Below are 17155 nucleotides of genomic sequence, written 5' to 3' on the forward strand. Positions count from 1 at the left end.
ATGAACCAAATTAATAACATAGTGATTGTAGGTGGTGGCACAGCTGGCTGGATAAGTGCAGCTTTACTGGCCAAAAAGCTAAATGCGTCAAGCCAAGATGGCGTTAGCATTACTTTGGTTGAATCCCCTGATATTCCAATCATTGGTGTTGGGGAAGGGACATGGCCAACAATCAGGAAAACCCTACAAGAAATTGGTATTGCTGAAGATGAGTTTATTAAAGAATGTGACGCAAGCTTTAAGCAAGGAGCGGAATTTGTAAATTGGTATCAAGATCCAGCGAAAATTGGCAAGCATAGCTATTTCCATCCACTTAATGCAACGTTTCATGCTGCGTATGATTTTAACCTAGCGCCTTATTGGCTATTAGATGAGGCAGAAAACAAACAGCCTTATGATTTAGCTTGTGCGACTCAAAGCTATATCTCGTCACAAGGGTTCGCACCCAAAAGTATTACGACCCCTCAATACGACGCGATTTTAAATTATTCTTACCACCTAAATGCCAATAAGTTTGCAAAACTATTAACTAAGCACGCTGTAAAGTTAGGTGTTCACCATATACAAGCGAATATTCATCATGTTCACGTAGATACAGCAGGGTTTGTTAAGTCAGTAGATACTGATACGCATGGCACCGTTGCAGGCGATTTTTTTATTGATTGCTCTGGAAGCAAAGCTATTGTACTTGGCGAAGCACTGGGTATTAAGTGGAAAAGCATCTCTGATATCATATTTAATGATACTGCGCTTGCCGTGCAGGTGCCCTATGAAAAAGCTGATTCACCGATAGCCTCTAATACCATAGCAACGGCTCAAGCGCATGGTTGGACATGGGATATTGGTTTGCAAAATCGTCGAGGTGTTGGTTATGTTTACAGTAGTGCGCATACCAGTGAAGAGCATGCATATTCTACGCTAGTCGATTACTTAGGCATGCCTGAAAGTGATTTGAGCATTCGTAAACTGTCTTTAAATTTAGGATATCGACAAAAATTTTGGCATAAAAACTGTGTTGCGGTCGGTATGTCAGCGGCATTTATAGAGCCGCTAGAGGCATCAGCTATCTTTTTAATTGAAGCGGCTGTGAACATGATTGCAGAGCAATTTCCACGCCATGTGAGTGAGTTAGAGTACGTTGAAAAACAGTTTAACGATACATTCACATTAAGGTGGGAAAAGAGTGTTGACTTTATTAAGCTGCATTATTGTATTTCGCAAAGGCGAGATACGCAGTATTGGGTAGACAATGTTGCCCAAAGTAGTATACCTCAATCGTTACAACAAAAATTACAGCATTGGCGCTACAATGTGCCTTCAAAATATGATTTTGACTATGCCTTTGAACCATTTGTGTTAGACAGTTACTTGTTCGTATTGTACGGCTTGAAATATAACACAGACCTGCAATTGAAGCATTCGTCTTATGTACATGCTCAGCTGGCAAATAAAAAGTTTAACGACGTTGCGCGGTTAAATGAACACTTGTCTAGCCTTTTACCTACCAACAGAGACTTATTAGAAAAGATCTTAAAAAATGGTTTGTCAAAAATATAAGCCATGCTAATGAGAGGTTAAACGATGGGCAACAACGCGCTGTTGCTCATCGATTGATTGTGTGTAGTTATGTAAAAACAAGTATAATTTACTGGCTGAGCGCAATCGTTTACCGACTGTACTTTCAATCAATGTGTTTGATAAATTGCGCTGGATTTCCAGCATAAACGGTATTGCTTGGGACATTTTTGTGTACCACGCTACCGGCGCCAATAACGGCATTATCTCCTATTGATACGCCTTTGGTGATAATTGCGCCATAACCAATCCAAACATTGTTGCCAATGCTTACCGGTTTGGTGATTAGTCGACTGACTTCGTCAGCATCTTTTCTGCCAGTTAGCGTGTGACCATCACAGTCCATGATCACCACATTTGGACCAAACAAAGCATTATCACCTATTGTTACCGACTCGTAGCTGACAATGGCTGTGCCTTGTAAACAGGCATTGTTGCCAATGGTGATTTTCCCAGCATTACAATTGGGACGTTTGACAATAGTCAATTTCACTACATCGTTGGGAAATGCCGCTGCATTGCTAGAGTCTAAAAATGCATCTGTGCCAAAGACTATATTGTGTTGAAACTCTGCTAATGTGATGCGCTTTGGTGGCTGCTCGGTGTGCTCATATATTTCAGCGTAAGCGAATCGAGGCGTTCCTAGCAGTTGAGGCGTACTTTTAAATACCACTCCAGTATCACGAAGTTCATCAATGGGTGATACAGAAACCGTAGGAAAAAAGTGATTAACAAACTTTGCCATTAGAGGTCCTTTCAAATGATAGTGTTTCAGAATTACTTTGGTTATTAACTTGTCCCATATTGCGAACTCTTTTGAAGCTCAAGCCCATGATGCAAGCGGCTACAGCAAGCCCTCCGAGTATTGAAGTTGCTGTTTTGATATCGACAACGTCAAGTAGTGTTCCCAGTGTAATTGACGAAATTGGCACTAATCCGTGCACAGAAAATAGCACGATACCAATGGCGCTTGATAGCTTATTCATTGGTACATGTAACTGATACCAAGTTGTGCCTGCTACTATCGCAAAGCCAGTTGTACAGCCGAGCACCATTAACAGGATACATATCGTTATTTGCGAGCTTTGAAAGCCAAGACAAATAAAAGCGATGGCAGCGAACAGATCTAACCCCAATATATACATGCCTAGATAGCGCATTTTAGGCTTTAGTACACTTACCAGCATTGCACCGATAAAAGTGCCCACGCCCTGACTGGCAAATAAGTAGCTTAGTCCGGCTTCATTGCTTACTAGATGTACTTTGGCTAAATAGGGAATAAAGATGACCAAGGGGCCATATATTAAAATTGAAATAAGCATAAGATAGCTGACAATTAAGCTTAAATTGGGGTGCTCAAAGGTATATCTAAAACTATCTATAATTGATTGGTGTAGTTTGGTTGTTACCTTTATGTCATGGCTGGTTGGCTTTTTTTGAGTTCGCATCAACATGGAGCAGGTAGATGCGAGTAGCACGAGCATAGCGTCAACAAAAAATGCGAATGTCAGGTGATAATGCTCTATTTGGCTCGGTATGGTCGTCGTAATAAAAGACTTCGCCCACAATAAGCATAATCCCACAAGTACCGGAGCAAACGATTGAATGATAAAGTTTCCTCCCATCGTCAGTACGTTAGCTGTCATAATGCTTGTGCTTGGCACTATATGCGGAATAATCGATTGATTAGCCGGAAAGCAAAGTGCCGAAAAGCTGCCAGCTGTGATGGCAAACGTAATAAGCATGAGAATATTTGGTGACCACAACACTAAGGAAGCCGAAAATACCAATGTACATAGCGCAAAACCAAGCCTGCCAATTCGGATAACTGTCAACGGAGTCAATCTGTCGCTAAATACGCCTCCTATAAGAATAAAAACACTATGTGGCACGCCAAAACATGCCATCACAATTGCTAGTAGCATTGGGTCATTGTTAGTCACTTCAAGAGTCAGCCATGGCAACGCAATTAAGGTAAAGTAAGCACCAATTTGGGTTAGCAACATGCCAACCCAATGGAGCCTGAACTCATTATTTTTAACTAGTTCTATCATGAGTTACTGTGAACTTCCTTCATGACAAAAGCCAATAAACTGCCATACGTCGAACTGATTCGATAAATTAGGTTGTTCAGATTTTGTCCACCACTTCGCTTCGTAGAGCGCATGTTGGAATTGGATTCTATCGCTTGCTTGGTAAACAACTTGGCTGTTCCATGTTTCGGTTTTGGTACAGTCAATAAATGCTTGTACACTGGAGGTCCAGCTGGTTGTTACACTTGGCCACTGGCCTATTACGTCTACACTCGATGGTGGATTTTTAGCCTCATCTTCTTGTTCTTTTGTCCAAGTGCGCCCTTGTTGCTGGTGGCACGTTTGGCAGGTCATCGTATCATCTCCCCACTGTCTTTTGGTGGTGGTGATAAAAGCCTCGTCGTCGTCACGGATATCATTGTTCCAACGTTCATGAAGCTCAACCATGTTGTGTTCTCTTTGTGCAAAGGCTGAATGGCCTATGTGCCATTGTGGAAAATGAAAATCAGGCCAGTGTTTAACATTTAGCAAACTGTTGGCGGTATTGAAGTCGCCAGCTTTTATCGCATAGTCAATAAAGCTACTAATAAATACTAAACGGTTAAATGAAAACCGTGGATTGTCAGAGCAACTTCTAAAGGTTAAGTCTTGATTACAGGCATTTAGCCCTTGCATGATATAGCCGAAGCCTGTAACGAAATATTGTGGTTCGTTAAAATATCCCGATGCAAAAGTGATGGAATGGAACCCTGGATTGATATTAAACCAGTGTGTTTGCTCCTGTTCTATGAGCCATTGACTTTGCTTGTCGCCATGAAGCTTTGCGAGCCATCGTCTAGGCAGCGTATTCCAACCACCAAGCAAAGATGCGAGTCGCATCGGCTTGTAGTTGTCAGGATCCGCGAGAAAATGATTTTCAAGCTTATGCGCCATTGTTAGCGCTCTGTTGCTGTAAAAGCTAGTAAGGATAAAGTAATTAAGTGTACTAGGGTCATCGTAACTTGCTTCACCACCAAGCCATAGCCTCGATGCTGTAAGCAAAGTAAGGGTTATTATGTTTCCTGGGTCATCTATGAGACTTGCAACTAAAGCAGTGCCACTTGATACGGCATTGTCAGGGTTTTTATTAAAGGCGTTATGAAAGTTAGCGTGGCTAGTGAGATCTTCTTTAACATTTAAAGAGTCATAACTAAGTGCTTTATTAACTTGTCGAGCGAGCTTACGCTGAGCATCGATAGCCCACTGCGGATCGGGGGCAACTAATGCAAGACGCTCAAGGTAGTAGAGCGCTAGCACACTGTGCTCGAAAGATTCTGGCGTAACATTGTTATTGGCCAGTAATGAAACGCTCAGGTGGCGAACTGCTGACAGCGTAATAATGGGCTGGCTGATCGGGGAGCGCATATATTGAATGCTCAGCAATTTATCCAAAGATTGATTTTGGTTATTTTGTTGAAGCGTTAAATAAAGCGCTTTCACATCATCATACATTGGTTTGTCGATATCCAGCTGTTGGTAGAATAAATCAGACGAATAGTAGTTAGGTAGCTGAAAATTCACGTGCGTTACGTTCGCAAGCACACTGCTACTTAATAGCAAAATTCCGAGGTAGATATACTTCATTACATTGGTCCTTCCAAAAAGTTTAAGTAATTATTTATCAGCGAGGTAATTTGTTGTTGTTCAAATAGAGCATTGCTATAACCGATAAAAATATATTGTTGTTTGTTTTCAAAGTAGGTAGATATGTACAAGCTGTGTGGGCTACTAAAGTCTTCGTCTGCGTATACATGCACAATGGCTTGTTTAAGCGCAGTTTCTTTGTCAGTGAGTGAGGAAGCGAGTAGCTGTGTGTTTAACTCGGTACTGAGTTCGCCTTGATAGTTGTAGTTAAAATCTGGGGTTGCTATTGGCGCTAGTTGCTGTAACAACTTTTCATCTTCATTAAGGTGAATCAATGCGTTATGCCCGATTGCATTATGTGGTGCTTGTTGCATAAATTGAGCAACAAAATTTACTGCGCTGTGTTGTGTTTGCAAAGCATCGGCCGTGATTGATAGGACAAACGGTGACACCAGATATCCAACCGTAGTGTTCGCATTCACGCTGATTTCGCTGTGCGCGCGGTTAAACTGTGAAAGCTCTATGCTGACGTTACCCAAATTGAAGGTTCTTTGTAGTGCGCGTGCAATAGCAGCGGTATGAATATCAGACTCGCGAATAGTGTGTTGTTTGCTTACATCGGCTTTAATACGTTGCGTGATGTCACTAGGGATGGACGCACTTTCGCTTGCGTGATGTGGCTTCATGTTGGCTTTAAATGTTGCTTCTATGCTGAACATCCGTGGTGCTTGGTGCTTTGCACTTTGCTGCCAAAAGGCCAAATCAGCTTGCCAGTTTTGTTGTGTTCCAATTTGTAAAGGCTGGCGAAAGTAATCAGTAAAGGCAAGGATATACTTAATGTAGTTATCTGTACTTAGCGTTACTGATTGTTGTGTATTCATCATAGCTTCGACAATCGTAATGAAATTTCTGGTCAAGACAGCCATGCTAAAGCCATCGAATACAACGTGGTGTAATGAGAGTGTCAAAAACACTCGATCGTTTCGTTTAACGAAGAACAGGCGTATAAGTGGTGTATTTAAACGAATTGATGAGATCTCTCGCTCAATAGCATTGCTTATATCATCGTCACGAGACAACGCGGATAGGTCAAAACAAATCTTTTGAGCTAATATGGATTGCAAATCACAGATATATTCCTGAAATCGATCAAGCTTAAAACCTGTGCGTAGCGCTGGGTGATGTGCAATCAAGCGCAACATAGCTTGGGTAATTAACTCAAAAGAGAGCTTGTTCTGGAGATCATTGAGTACTATCGAATGATTTACCATCCATAGATGGTGCTTGCCCCCACAAGATAAAAAGAACTGCCGATTTGGCAAGCTTGGTATGTAGATAGTCTCATGCTGCCAGCTTGGATGTTGCTCAACTGGCGCTATCAAATCAATGTCGCATGTTTGTGTCTGCTGTTTCATTAATAGGTTGTGCATGTGATCAAGCGTTGGATTAGCAAGTAGCGTTTTAATTACCAACGATTTGCCCGTTGCATGGCTGATTGAGGAAAGTAGGTCAATAAATTGGATTGAGTTTCCACCTTGCTCAAAAAATGACATATGGGGGTATATATCCGTTTTTTGTAATTTTTTCTGCCACAAAACGACGATTTCTGATGGGTAGGATTCTAGCTGTGTTGAGTCGTGTAAATTTAACTGCTCTACAACGGTCATTTGAGCCAACTTGGTTCGATCGGTTTTGTTATTAGGGGTTTTTGGTAGGGCGTCAATTGCGATGATATGTTGAGGACACATATAAGTCGGCAGTAGCGTGTTGAGTTGCGCGTGTAATTGACTAACAAGCTGCTCAGAAAATGATTCAGCTACAATATAGGCAACCAGCTTGTTATGTTCACTAAGCACAACAGCCGCCGCTTGTACAGCAAAGTGTTGCATAAGAACCGATTCAATTTCAGATACTTCAATTCTAAAGCCATTAAGTTTGATCTGCTGGTCAATTCGTCCAAGGCAAAGTAGCTGCCCATGTTGATTAACTTTGACTAAATCACCGGTTCTATAGGCGCGAACTACTTTGCCAGCAGGCAAAGGTAAGTCAATAAATCTTTGCTGTGTTTCTTCATCTCGGTTGAGGTAGCCAATTGCTAACCCGTCACCCGCTATCAATAGCTCTCCTGAAGTACCAGAGGGCACCAGTTGGAGCTGATTGTTTACGATGTAAAACTGCGTATTGGCGATGGGGGTACCGAGGTGAATGTCCTCAGAGGGGCTTAATTCTGTCAAGGCAGACCAAACCGTTGTTTCCGTTGGCCCATACATATTCCAAAGACAAACGGGTTGAGAAAAAAAGTATTCAAGTAGTTCTTTATTGAGCGGCTCTCCACCACTCAGAGCATGGCTATTAGGGTTGAGCTTTACATCGAACTGTTGCAACATTTTCCATGTTGTTGGGGTTGCTTGTACTAAGTTTAGCTGTTGCTCGGTGATGATATTTTGTAATTGTTGCGGATCTTTACTTTGCTCAGAATTTGCTATGTATACATACCCATTACAAAGTAGTGGCGCAAAGAGCTCTAGAATATGAATATCAAATGAGATAGACGTAATTGCCAATGCGCGTGTTTGTTTGTTTAGCTCAAGTGTCTCCACCATAGCAGCAACAAAATTGAGCAGTGATGCATGATTGATTAAAACGCCTTTGGGTTTACCCGTAGAGCCCGAGGTGTAGATGATGTAAGCCGTGTGAGTAGGGGTTATGTCTGTGAGAGTATGTTTGCCGGCTGCCTGCAATGTTTCGCAAGCACGCACGTTTTCATGTAATTCGCAGGCATAGTTGTAATTAGTATTGTCACAAAGTACCAAGGGGGCTTGTGTATCTTCAAGCATGTAACGCAATCTGGCTTTTGGATAGTGTGGATCGAGAGGTAGGTAGGCGTGGCCGCTGCGCCATACTGCTATCATCATTGCCAGCATGTTAATGCTGCGCTTGCAACACACGCCAATGATGCTGTTATCACCTAGCTTCTGCTGCAAAAGTGCGTGTGTATATTGCTCAATTAAATGCGTAAATTGGCGATAATTTAACGACGTATCAGGGTCTTCAACCACTTTGCATTCGGGAAAGTGCGTGAATATATGCAAAAGCGCATCAGGCAGCGTTTTTAAGTGCGAATAGTCGCGTACAGCGCCTTGCCAATCAGCCATTAATTTATCTGCCTGCAAATAGCTGAGTAAATCAAGAGACTGTATGGTGTCATTTGGATGTGAGAGTAGTTGTGTGAGCAAGTGCTCAAATGATTGTGCTAGCTGTTCAATGGATGTTTTTTCAAACAACTCAGCCGCATACTCCCATTCCAGCGATAGGGCATTAGCTTGAGCGTATATATCCAGTGTGATATCAAATTTTGCCAATCTATGCTGATTTTCGGACGGCGTAATGTCTACCCCTTGTAACTCTGGCACGATGGCTTTCATATTGTGCATTGCCAAAAATACATTAATTAAAGGCGGTTGATTGGCATGACGCGGCACATCTAAGCTATCTAACAGCACTTCAAACGGTAACTGCGAATGTGCAAACGCATCTGTCATAATGCTTTTTACTTTGGTAACGCAGTTGCTAAAGCTTTGCGTATAGTCAACTTGATGTCTAAGCAGTACGGTGTTCGCAATAAAGCCAATGAGCTCGCTGGTTTGCTCATGTTCCCTATTGGCAATGGGCGTGCCGATCAGCGTGTCAGTCTCATTACCATGAAATGCCAATAAGATGCTAAACGCACTATAAATGATGGTAAACGGTGTTGTACCGAGTTGTTTTGCCAGATCTTCAATTTTGCCGCAAAGCTCACTGTCAATATGACTGACATGTAACTTTGCGGATATGGCCATGTGTTGTGCCCTTGGGTTGTCAAGAGCAAAAGTTACGTTGGGCTGGCAGTCTTTTAGCCTGTTTTGCCACCATTGAGCAAGTAGTGCCAGATTTTGCTCGTTGAGCATATGTCTTTGCCAACATGCAAAATCGATATATCGCAATTTGTTTGGTTGAACAGGGAGCGTTTTTTGGCTTTGTAGCCCTGCATAATGAACAGCGATGTGTTGACAAAATAGTGCGATTGACCAGCCATCGGCCGCAATATGATGAATGACAATGGTTAGCTCAAAGTGTTCAGAAGAATACTTTTGCAGTAACAATCTTAGTGGTGGTTCACTGCTCAAATTAAACGGCCTATTTATAAACTGCGTGATAATATTGGTGTTATCACGGTTTGGTGTAACGTGCTGTAGCGTGTGGTCGACGATGCTCAGAGGCAGTTCAAAGTCAGGCATCACATGTTGATATAAAGTATCACCATGCTTAGCATACGTTGTTTTTAATACCTCATTTTGGTCAATCACATGAGTGAGCGCTTGTTGGAATGTTGCCAGTTGTAGCGGGCCTTTCATAACAAAGCTACGCGCCAGGTGATATTCAATGGCGCCACTTCTGAGAGTGTCTACTAGCCACATTCTTTGCTGTTGAAATGACACTACGCCACGCGTTGCCGAAGAGGCTGCAATAGGTTGAGCCAGTGCTTTTTCTAGCTGGCTAAGTTTGTGGCGTTGTAAGTACGATATGATCTCGGTTTTGTGTTGTTTAAGCTGTGCCACAAGCTCAGCACTGGGCTGAGCTTTGGCATGTAAGTCGAGCTGGGCATTTTCTTTTAGTGAAAAAGAGATTCCTTGCTGCTGACATTTTGCAATTAATACTTCAATGCTCATAGTGTCACCGTCACTACTTGTTCTTCAGACACTTGATCAATTGACTGTGTTGCCTCGTTGTATAACGCACCGATATACTCGGCAAGCTTACTTACTGAGTCATGTTTCATTACAATTGAGGCGGGCAAAGGGCTGTCGCTAAAGGCTTGTAAGCGCTGCTTTAAATCAATGGCCATCAAAGAGTTCAGACCATAGTCAAACACACTGGTGTTAACTTCTATGTGCTCTGGGTCGCTCAAACCAAGCACGCCCGCAAGCTCAGTTTTAACAGCCGCTACCAGTAAGAGGCTTCTTTGGGATGAAGACGCGTTGGTCAGCTGTGTTTTTATGGTATTTTCAGTGTCAGTTGTTTGCTCTGGGAGTAACTGCGTGTAAACACTGCGCGCGCTTGGTTGGCTGCCAACTAACTTGGCATTTTGCCAATCTACTTTAAATATACCTATTTGGGCTGTGGCACATGACAATGCATGTTCAAGCTCAGTAACCCCCTCTAAAGACGACAGCGCATACATACCTGAACGCTCCATTTGCAAGCGCTCGTGTTCAGCGAGTTGTGCTGCCATACCAGCTTCTAGCCATGGGCCCCAGTTAAGGCTTGTGGCATTGAGCCCTTGTTGCTTACGGGCGGCACACAAGCCATCCATAAATGCATTGGCGGTTGCATAGTTGGCTTGTCCTGCCCAGCCAACCATCGCAGCAATAGAAGAGAAGCAAACAAAGTAATCAAGTTCGCTATCCAGTGTAGCTTGGTGAAGATACCATGCACCATTGACTTTTGGTGCCAGCACTGCGCTCATGTGTTCTGGGCTTTGTTGGCTAAAGGTGGCATCTTTGAGCACACCCGCGGCATGAAATATACCCTTCAATGGAGAAGAAGCGTGTTGAATATCCGACATGAGTCGAGTGACGTCCTCACGTTGACTAATGTCAGCCTGAATATACTCAATCGTACAGTGGTGCTCGCGGGCGCGGTTTATCACGCTAGCAAGTTGCTCATTTAGCGCACTTCTGCCTGTTACAAACACTTGGCTAGCACCTTGTTTTATTAGCCATTGCACCACTTCAAGGCCAATCCCTCCTTGCCCTCCTGTTACCAAGTAGCTGGCCTCTTTGAAAGGGGTAGAGGTGTTTTGGCGCTGATACAATTTTTTTGGCGCTTGCGCCATCGAAATGGTGACAGCGTCACTTAGCTCCTGTGAGGGTATATTAGGCATTTCAATTGTTTGGGTACCCGATGGCGTGTCAAAGTTTGTCAGCGTATCGACGATATTGCTTAACTTGTTGGTCAACTCAGCTTTGCTTAACTGGGCAGCAAGCGTTAAGGTTGGCCTTATGAAGGAGCAGTTGTCAGGTAAATGGGTGACACTTATCGAGGATTTTAGGCTGATCACGTGTGCGCCATATTGCAGTTTGTGTGCTAACGATGATGAGGGAATTGTGTCACTGCACCAGATAAGTGTTTCAATCAAACCATCAAACTGCTCAAGCTGTTCTTCTTCAATAATATGAACGGTATGTCCTGATGATTTTAATAGCCTAACCGTTGCCAGGTCAGCCAGATGGGATGGGGCATAAAAGGCAATGGCAGAGCGAGGGTTAAGGGCTTCTATACCCAGCTGCAACGCAAGTGTATTGTGTACCGCAGCGATGTTGTTTGTTAGCCAATCAAGTTTGCCATTGGCAAGTGAGATAAGTGGGATATCAGTATCTAAATAACTGGTTAGCCCTTCAAATGCCACGCTAAGTAGTGGGTTATCATGATTATCCGTTAATAAGTAAAGGGCAGGTGTTAGCTGCCCGGTGAGCGCGTGCGGCGATGTTGCAATTAAGTGGACTTGTGCCAAGTCATGCTCTTGAGATAGCGGCTGTTTTATCGCAAGCCATTGTTCATCAACAAACTGCCATTGATAGTGGTTTGGCTCTGAAGGCAATACAGGATACAACGTATCATTTAGGCAAGCAAAGGTAGTTAATGCTTGTAATTGATGCGAATAGGCTGCCCCTTGGTGTATCGCTATTTCAGCATCGCGTAACTGCGACTGCTGCAGCAGGTGTTGTAGTACTTGCTGTGAGCTTTGATTGTCATCTAAATCTAGTAACACAGTATTAAATTGCTGGTTTTCAGATGCAAACACTCGGCCTAATCCCCACAATGCAGTTTGTGTCGGCTCTACAGTGCATTGAGATGGTGCGTAAGCCCCTTGAGTAATAAGTACAATTTCAAGCGCTTTTTGCCATTGCTGGGCTTGCAGTGCCTGTAATACTTGTAGTGGTTGTACAAATGCTTGTTGCTGGTCAATCTCTGCAGATAAGTTGCTTAGAGTAACATGACTGAGCGAACGCAAATCGATAATAACCCGCTGAATATGAGCTGTTTGTTGGCTAAGCTCAGTTTCCAAACTTGCTACAGATAAAGGGGTGGATGAAATGATACCTGGCAAGTCACTTAGTTGCTGAGGGTGCTCTGAGCTGAGCAGTAAGGTGGCTGGATGGCTTTGAACTTCAGGCAGCCCCTCAGCAATGCTCAAATTTGCCCATGTATAGTGATATTTTAATTCTGTGTTTGGGTCATGACGCTCAGCAGTGTTGCTGCGCAGTTCAATGCCTTGGACCTGTACACACAGACGACCATCAATATCGAATATGTCTATGTCACCTTTACTAGATACTGGATTAATGTATGCCACTGTTAACTTGGCAAAACAGCGGGGTGAAGGTGTTTTATGTACACGCACAGTGGCAATTTTAACGGGTAAATATGAATGCTCGACAAGTTGGAAGAAGCTTTGAAAAGCACCATCCAACAGTGTTGGGTCTAAGATGTAGTCAGTGTTTTCTTGCCCATTTAACTCAACTAACACCGTTCGCTCATCTTTGTAGCACTGAGTGACACTTTGGAATTGGTTTTGATAGTTCATGCCAAGCTGGTGGCATTGCTGGTAAAACGCCGCCTGATCAAGCTGTGTTGCAAACGCCAGTTTTGCTTGTTGCAAAGGCATGCCAGCAACAGCAAGATTTGGCTTTTGATTTAATTGGCATTGTGCTTGTAAATGCCAGTCATCATTTTTAAAGGAGTGGATAGTCAGTTGCGCAGTTTGACTGTTAAGACGTGTTTCTAAAATATTGGCGGTTGGCTCAACAAAAAGTGGTCTTAGAAATTCAATATCTTTGAGTTCTATGCTGCCATCTGGCCATTGCAAACGGGCAAGTTGCAATGCTGATTCAATGTAACCCGCACCTGGGTAAATGATATCTTCGCCCACTTGGTGACCGGACAGAAATGCTTGTTCAGCTAAGTCAAATTTACTTTGCCAAACGGGCTGTTGGCTGATCAGCTGTTGGCCAAGTAGCGGCAATACGGTATCAAAATAAGCGTCTTTTTTTTGTTTATTTTCAATGCGAGTTAACTGTACATCCGGGTTTTCAAGCCAATATGATTCATGCTGCCAAGGGTAGTTAGGCAAAGTAATACTGTGGTTTGGCTTGCAGTTATTTACAGCAAGGGCTGTTGCCACATCCATCAATCCTGCCGTGGCGAGCGATGCAACACAAGCTGCCAATTGGAGACGGTCATCTTGGGCGCGAGATAGAGTGGGCGTTGCAAACGTTGTTGGATTGGTTGAAATTTGCTTTATTGAATGACTAAGCACCGCATGTGGCGCTACCTCAATAAAGCATTCGATTCCATCAGCAAGTATCTGTTGTATCGCTTGATAAAAATAAACTGGGTCGCGCACGTTATCGGCCCAATACTCGCCAGTCCAACTTTGCCATTGTGCCGCCAGTCCCGTCACGGTGGAATACATTGGCACAATTGGGGGTTGAGGTTGAATGTCTGCTAATGCTGCAATCAGTGGTTGCTTTAGCTTTTCCATCGCGGGGCTATGATAAGGAACGTCAACATTCAAAAACTTAGCAAACTGGCCTGCTTCATCCAATTGCTGAGCAATATGTTCGAGGCTTTGACTATCACCAGAGAGCGTAATGGCGGTTTCGCTGTTAATTGCCGCGATTGATACTAATCCTTGATATTGCTCACAAAGTGCTTTGGCTGTCGCCTCATCAACACCAACAGCAAGCATTTTACCTTCACCGCTGGTGGTTTGCTGCAGCTGGCTTCTGTAATAAACAATCTTTACTGCGTCGACAAAATTGTACACTCCCGCACAGTAACTTGCTGCCACTTCTCCTGCACTGTGACCAACAATGGCATTGACACGCACGCCTTGTGCGATGAGCGCTTCGTACAAGGCCACTTGAATAGCAAAAATGCTAGGCTGCGCATACTGAGTGTCGTGGATCTGCTCTGACTGTTGTGCAATGACATCTACTAAAGACCAAGATACGTACTTTTTAAGCTCATGATCTATCTTATCGATTTGTGCTTTAAAGATTGGATTGTTTTTATAAAGTTCCATGCCCATTTGCGGCCAAGTCGTGCCCATCCCTGAAAAAACAAAGGCAATGGGGGTGGTTTTATCGTGTTGCGCTTGGCCATACCTGATGGCTTTATTCGACAGTTCCCCAATGTAGTCTTCTAGTTGCTGTATTAGCTGTGAGCGGGCAGTAGCCGAAAAGACAAGACGATGCCTATGTGCCGTGCGCAATAATACTGAATTAATGCAAAGGTCTCTAAGTTGCGACTCATCCAGTTGCTTAGCTGTATTTAAATATAAGCGAGCTGACTCTTTGAGCGCGTTTTCAGATTTTGCGCTGATGAATAGCTGTAAAACATCTGTTTTAGGATTAGATGTGGCATAGCTGGTAGGCGCTTGCTCTATTACCACATTGGCATTGGTGCCGCCAAAACCGAATGAATTCACAATCGCTCTGCGTGGTTTGCCCGGCTTGTCAGGCCATGGTGTATTTTTTGTGACTATTTTGATATTGAGTTCAGATTCATCAATGGCGGGATTAAGCGTGTGGCAATGAATATTTTTTGGGATCATGCCACTGTTTATCGCGTTAATTGTTTTAATTAATCCAGCGAGTCCCGCAGTGGGTTCTGTATGGCCAATATTACTTTTTACCGAGCCAATCAAACATGGGTTGTCTTTGGCGCGTTCAAGGTCTTTACCTAAGGCTTTGCCCAGCGCATTTACCTCAATAGGATCGCCTACTGCAGTACCCGTACCATGGGCTTCTGCATAGTCGATGTCTGAGCCGTTTAATCCCGCAATGGCAAGCGTTTTTTTAAGTAATTGTTGTTGAGCTTGACCATTTGGCACGGTGATCCCGCTGGTATGCCCGTCTTGGTTTGTACCACTGGCCTTGATCACGGCTAAGATTGGGTCATTATCTGTGATTGCTTGAGAAAGTGACTTAAGCACAGCAACTGCCACACCCTCACTTCTAACATATCCGTTGGCACTGCTATCGAAACTTTTACATAGACCATCAGGCGAAAGCATTGATGCTTTACAAATCGACATCGTCATTTCGGGACGTAGTAGCAAATTAACGCCTCCAGCGAGTGCAATTTGGCTATCACCGTTTTGAATCGCCTTGCACGCGAGATCCAGAGCCACTAAAGAAGACGAACAAGCGGTGTCGAGCGTAAGGCTAGGACCGTGAAAATCATAGCAATATGAGAGCCTATTTGCGGTTAAGGTCATTGAAGACCCGGTTGCTGAGTGATTGCTGATTTGAGCATGTGCATTTGAGTCGGTTTGGAGTTGCTCAAAGTCATGCATAAATTGTCCAATAAATACGCCCGTATCACTGCCTTTGAGCTGTTTTGTATCTAGTCCAGCGTTCTCCATCGCTTCGTAACTGACTTCCAATAGCCAGCGGTGTTGAGGGTCAATATAGGGGGCTTCCTTTGGTGAAATGCCAAAAAAGGTGGCATCAAACTGACTCAAACCAGATAAGAAGCCGCCTTTTTTTACGTACATTTTCCCTTGCGCTGTTTTATCACTATCGTAATAGGCATCTACACTCCAGCGGTCTTCGGGAATTGTTGAAATACCATTGCCGCCATTGAGTAAGAATTCATGGAATGTAGTTGGATGGTTGTTATCACCTGGAAGTCTGCACGCAACACCAATGACAGCGATGTCATTTTTATTTGAAAATACGCTTTTGTTTAAATCTGTTTTATTCATGTTAATTTTCCAAAAATTAGTTCAACTGGGTTATTGCGCTTGAAGCGTATCGAGCGGGTTTTGCAGTAATGACGTAGGGTTGTATGTAATAGGCTGAGTATGTGAGGCTAAAATATCTTTCCAGCAAAGACCCTGCTTGAGAAGCAATGTCGCGACCGTGCAATGTTTATTGTGAATGTATTCAATATTTGTTTTAGCACTGCGCTTAATGGCGTTTTGATCTTTGTGATGAGGGTAGTGAATGGCTTGTGCCGAGGCATTAATTGCAAACTTATATCCTAAATTTTGCAGTCTTAGTGCGAGTTCTACGTCTTCTCCTCCCCAACTAGTAAAGGTTTCGTCAAAGCCATCTATGGCATATAAAGCAGCTGTTTTACATGATGCATGGCAAGTCCAAAAAATTAACCAAGGCTCGCGGGTTTGTTTCAGGGAGTAGTGCTGTTTGGCTAAGAACGCGTCGCGGCAATCTTTATATTGTGCCAAAAACTCACTATCAGAAAAAATATCAGGCTCACCAAGCCTTTGCTTGCACTGAGCCACATCAGATATTTTATGTTCCTCAAAGCCATAGCATAGGCCTATCTGTACATCCACTTCACAGATTTCAAAATTGCGAAGGTGGCTTTGCAAGCAATTTGGTGCCACGAGGACGCCTGAGTCGATAAACAAGATATGCTCAAAAGAGGCACAAGCAATACCCAAATTTCTGGCTCTGGCTACTCGAAATCCCAAGTCTTCTTGGAACAAATACTTTATCTTTAAACGGTTTGCGAATGACTGGACAATCTCAGAGGTATTATCACTAGAGCCATCATCGACAACGATGACTTCAAATAGGTCATTGTTAAGTGTTTGCCTCACTAAGCTGTTTAGAGTGAGATTAAGCAGTTGACTACGATTGTATGTTGGAATAACAACGCTAATCCCTGACCGCCATTTTTTCATACTACTTTCCTTAATCTGGCTGAGAGTTATTTCTTGCCCCTAAATTGGACACTTTATGTATAAAATGTAAACAAAAACAAATCAAGGCATGATTCATATTATTCAAGATGAAAATAGCTAGAAACTCCTTAAAAAATATTAACTTTATGAATTTATTAATAATGAA

7 protein-coding genes are annotated in these 17155 nt (G+C 43.2%); 1 reads left to right on the forward strand and 6 read right to left on the reverse strand.

The genetic code is table 11. The features are described from left to right. The gene (locus HG263_RS10070) at positions 1-1557 is read left to right on the forward strand and encodes a tryptophan halogenase family protein (RefSeq protein WP_171625951.1); all 1557 of its coding nucleotides are present in this window, start codon (positions 1-3) and stop codon (positions 1555-1557) included. Positions 1558-1681: 124 nt separating this feature from the next. Here the strand turns inward: HG263_RS10070 and HG263_RS10075 are convergent, their stop codons facing one another. Genes HG263_RS10075 through HG263_RS10100 form a run of 6 tightly spaced genes read right to left on the reverse strand, consistent with a single transcriptional unit; the run spans position 1682 to position 16989 of the window. Beyond that, positions 1682-2320 (reverse strand): acyltransferase, encoded by a 639-nt coding sequence (locus tag HG263_RS10075; RefSeq protein WP_171625952.1) that lies wholly within the window; start codon positions 2318-2320, stop codon positions 1682-1684. After that, positions 2304-3629: an MFS transporter gene (locus HG263_RS10080; RefSeq protein ID WP_171625953.1), complete on the reverse strand. Its 1326-nt coding sequence runs from the start codon at positions 3627-3629 to the stop codon at positions 2304-2306. The genes HG263_RS10075 and HG263_RS10080 overlap by 17 nt, the downstream gene beginning before the upstream one ends. A 3-nt stretch (positions 3630-3632) precedes the next feature. Further along, on the reverse strand, positions 3633-5231 hold the full coding sequence (locus tag HG263_RS10085; protein WP_171625954.1) for a carbohydrate-binding protein: 1599 nt from the start codon (positions 5229-5231) through the stop codon (positions 3633-3635). Then, the gene (locus HG263_RS10090) at positions 5231-9940 is read right to left on the reverse strand and encodes a non-ribosomal peptide synthetase (RefSeq protein WP_171625955.1); all 4710 of its coding nucleotides are present in this window, start codon (positions 9938-9940) and stop codon (positions 5231-5233) included. Before HG263_RS10090 ends, HG263_RS10085 begins: the two co-directional genes overlap by 1 nt. Further along, positions 9937-16044, reverse strand: coding sequence for a type I polyketide synthase (locus HG263_RS10095; protein WP_171625956.1), 6108 nt, complete (start codon positions 16042-16044; stop codon positions 9937-9939). The genes HG263_RS10090 and HG263_RS10095 overlap by 4 nt, the downstream gene beginning before the upstream one ends. A gap of 30 nt (positions 16045-16074) precedes the next feature. Beyond that, positions 16075-16989, reverse strand: a complete 915-nt coding sequence (locus HG263_RS10100) for a glycosyltransferase (protein ID WP_171625957.1) — start codon at positions 16987-16989, stop codon at positions 16075-16077. Positions 16990-17155: the final 166 nt, after the last annotated feature.

Source organism: Pseudoalteromonas caenipelagi (assembly GCF_013140855.1).
Lineage (GTDB): Bacteria > Pseudomonadota > Gammaproteobacteria > Enterobacterales > Alteromonadaceae > Pseudoalteromonas > Pseudoalteromonas caenipelagi.

Excerpts from the sequence above, each read along its gene's own strand:
- HG263_RS10075 (WP_171625952.1), bottom strand. The coding sequence starts at position 2,320 with ATGGCAAAGTTTGTTAATCACTTTTTTCCTACGGTTTCTGTATCACCC.
- HG263_RS10095 (WP_171625956.1), bottom strand. The coding sequence starts at position 16,044 with ATGAATAAAACAGATTTAAACAAAAGCGTATTTTCAAATAAAAATGAC.
- HG263_RS10100 (WP_171625957.1), bottom strand. The coding sequence starts at position 16,989 with ATGAAAAAATGGCGGTCAGGGATTAGCGTTGTTATTCCAACATACAAT.
- HG263_RS10090 (WP_171625955.1), bottom strand. The coding sequence starts at position 9,940 with ATGAGCATTGAAGTATTAATTGCAAAATGTCAGCAGCAAGGAATCTCT.
- HG263_RS10070 (WP_171625951.1), top strand. The coding sequence starts at position 1 with ATGAACCAAATTAATAACATAGTGATTGTAGGTGGTGGCACAGCTGGC.
- HG263_RS10085 (WP_171625954.1), bottom strand. The coding sequence starts at position 5,231 with ATGAAGTATATCTACCTCGGAATTTTGCTATTAAGTAGCAGTGTGCTT.
- HG263_RS10080 (WP_171625953.1), bottom strand. The coding sequence starts at position 3,629 with ATGATAGAACTAGTTAAAAATAATGAGTTCAGGCTCCATTGGGTTGGC.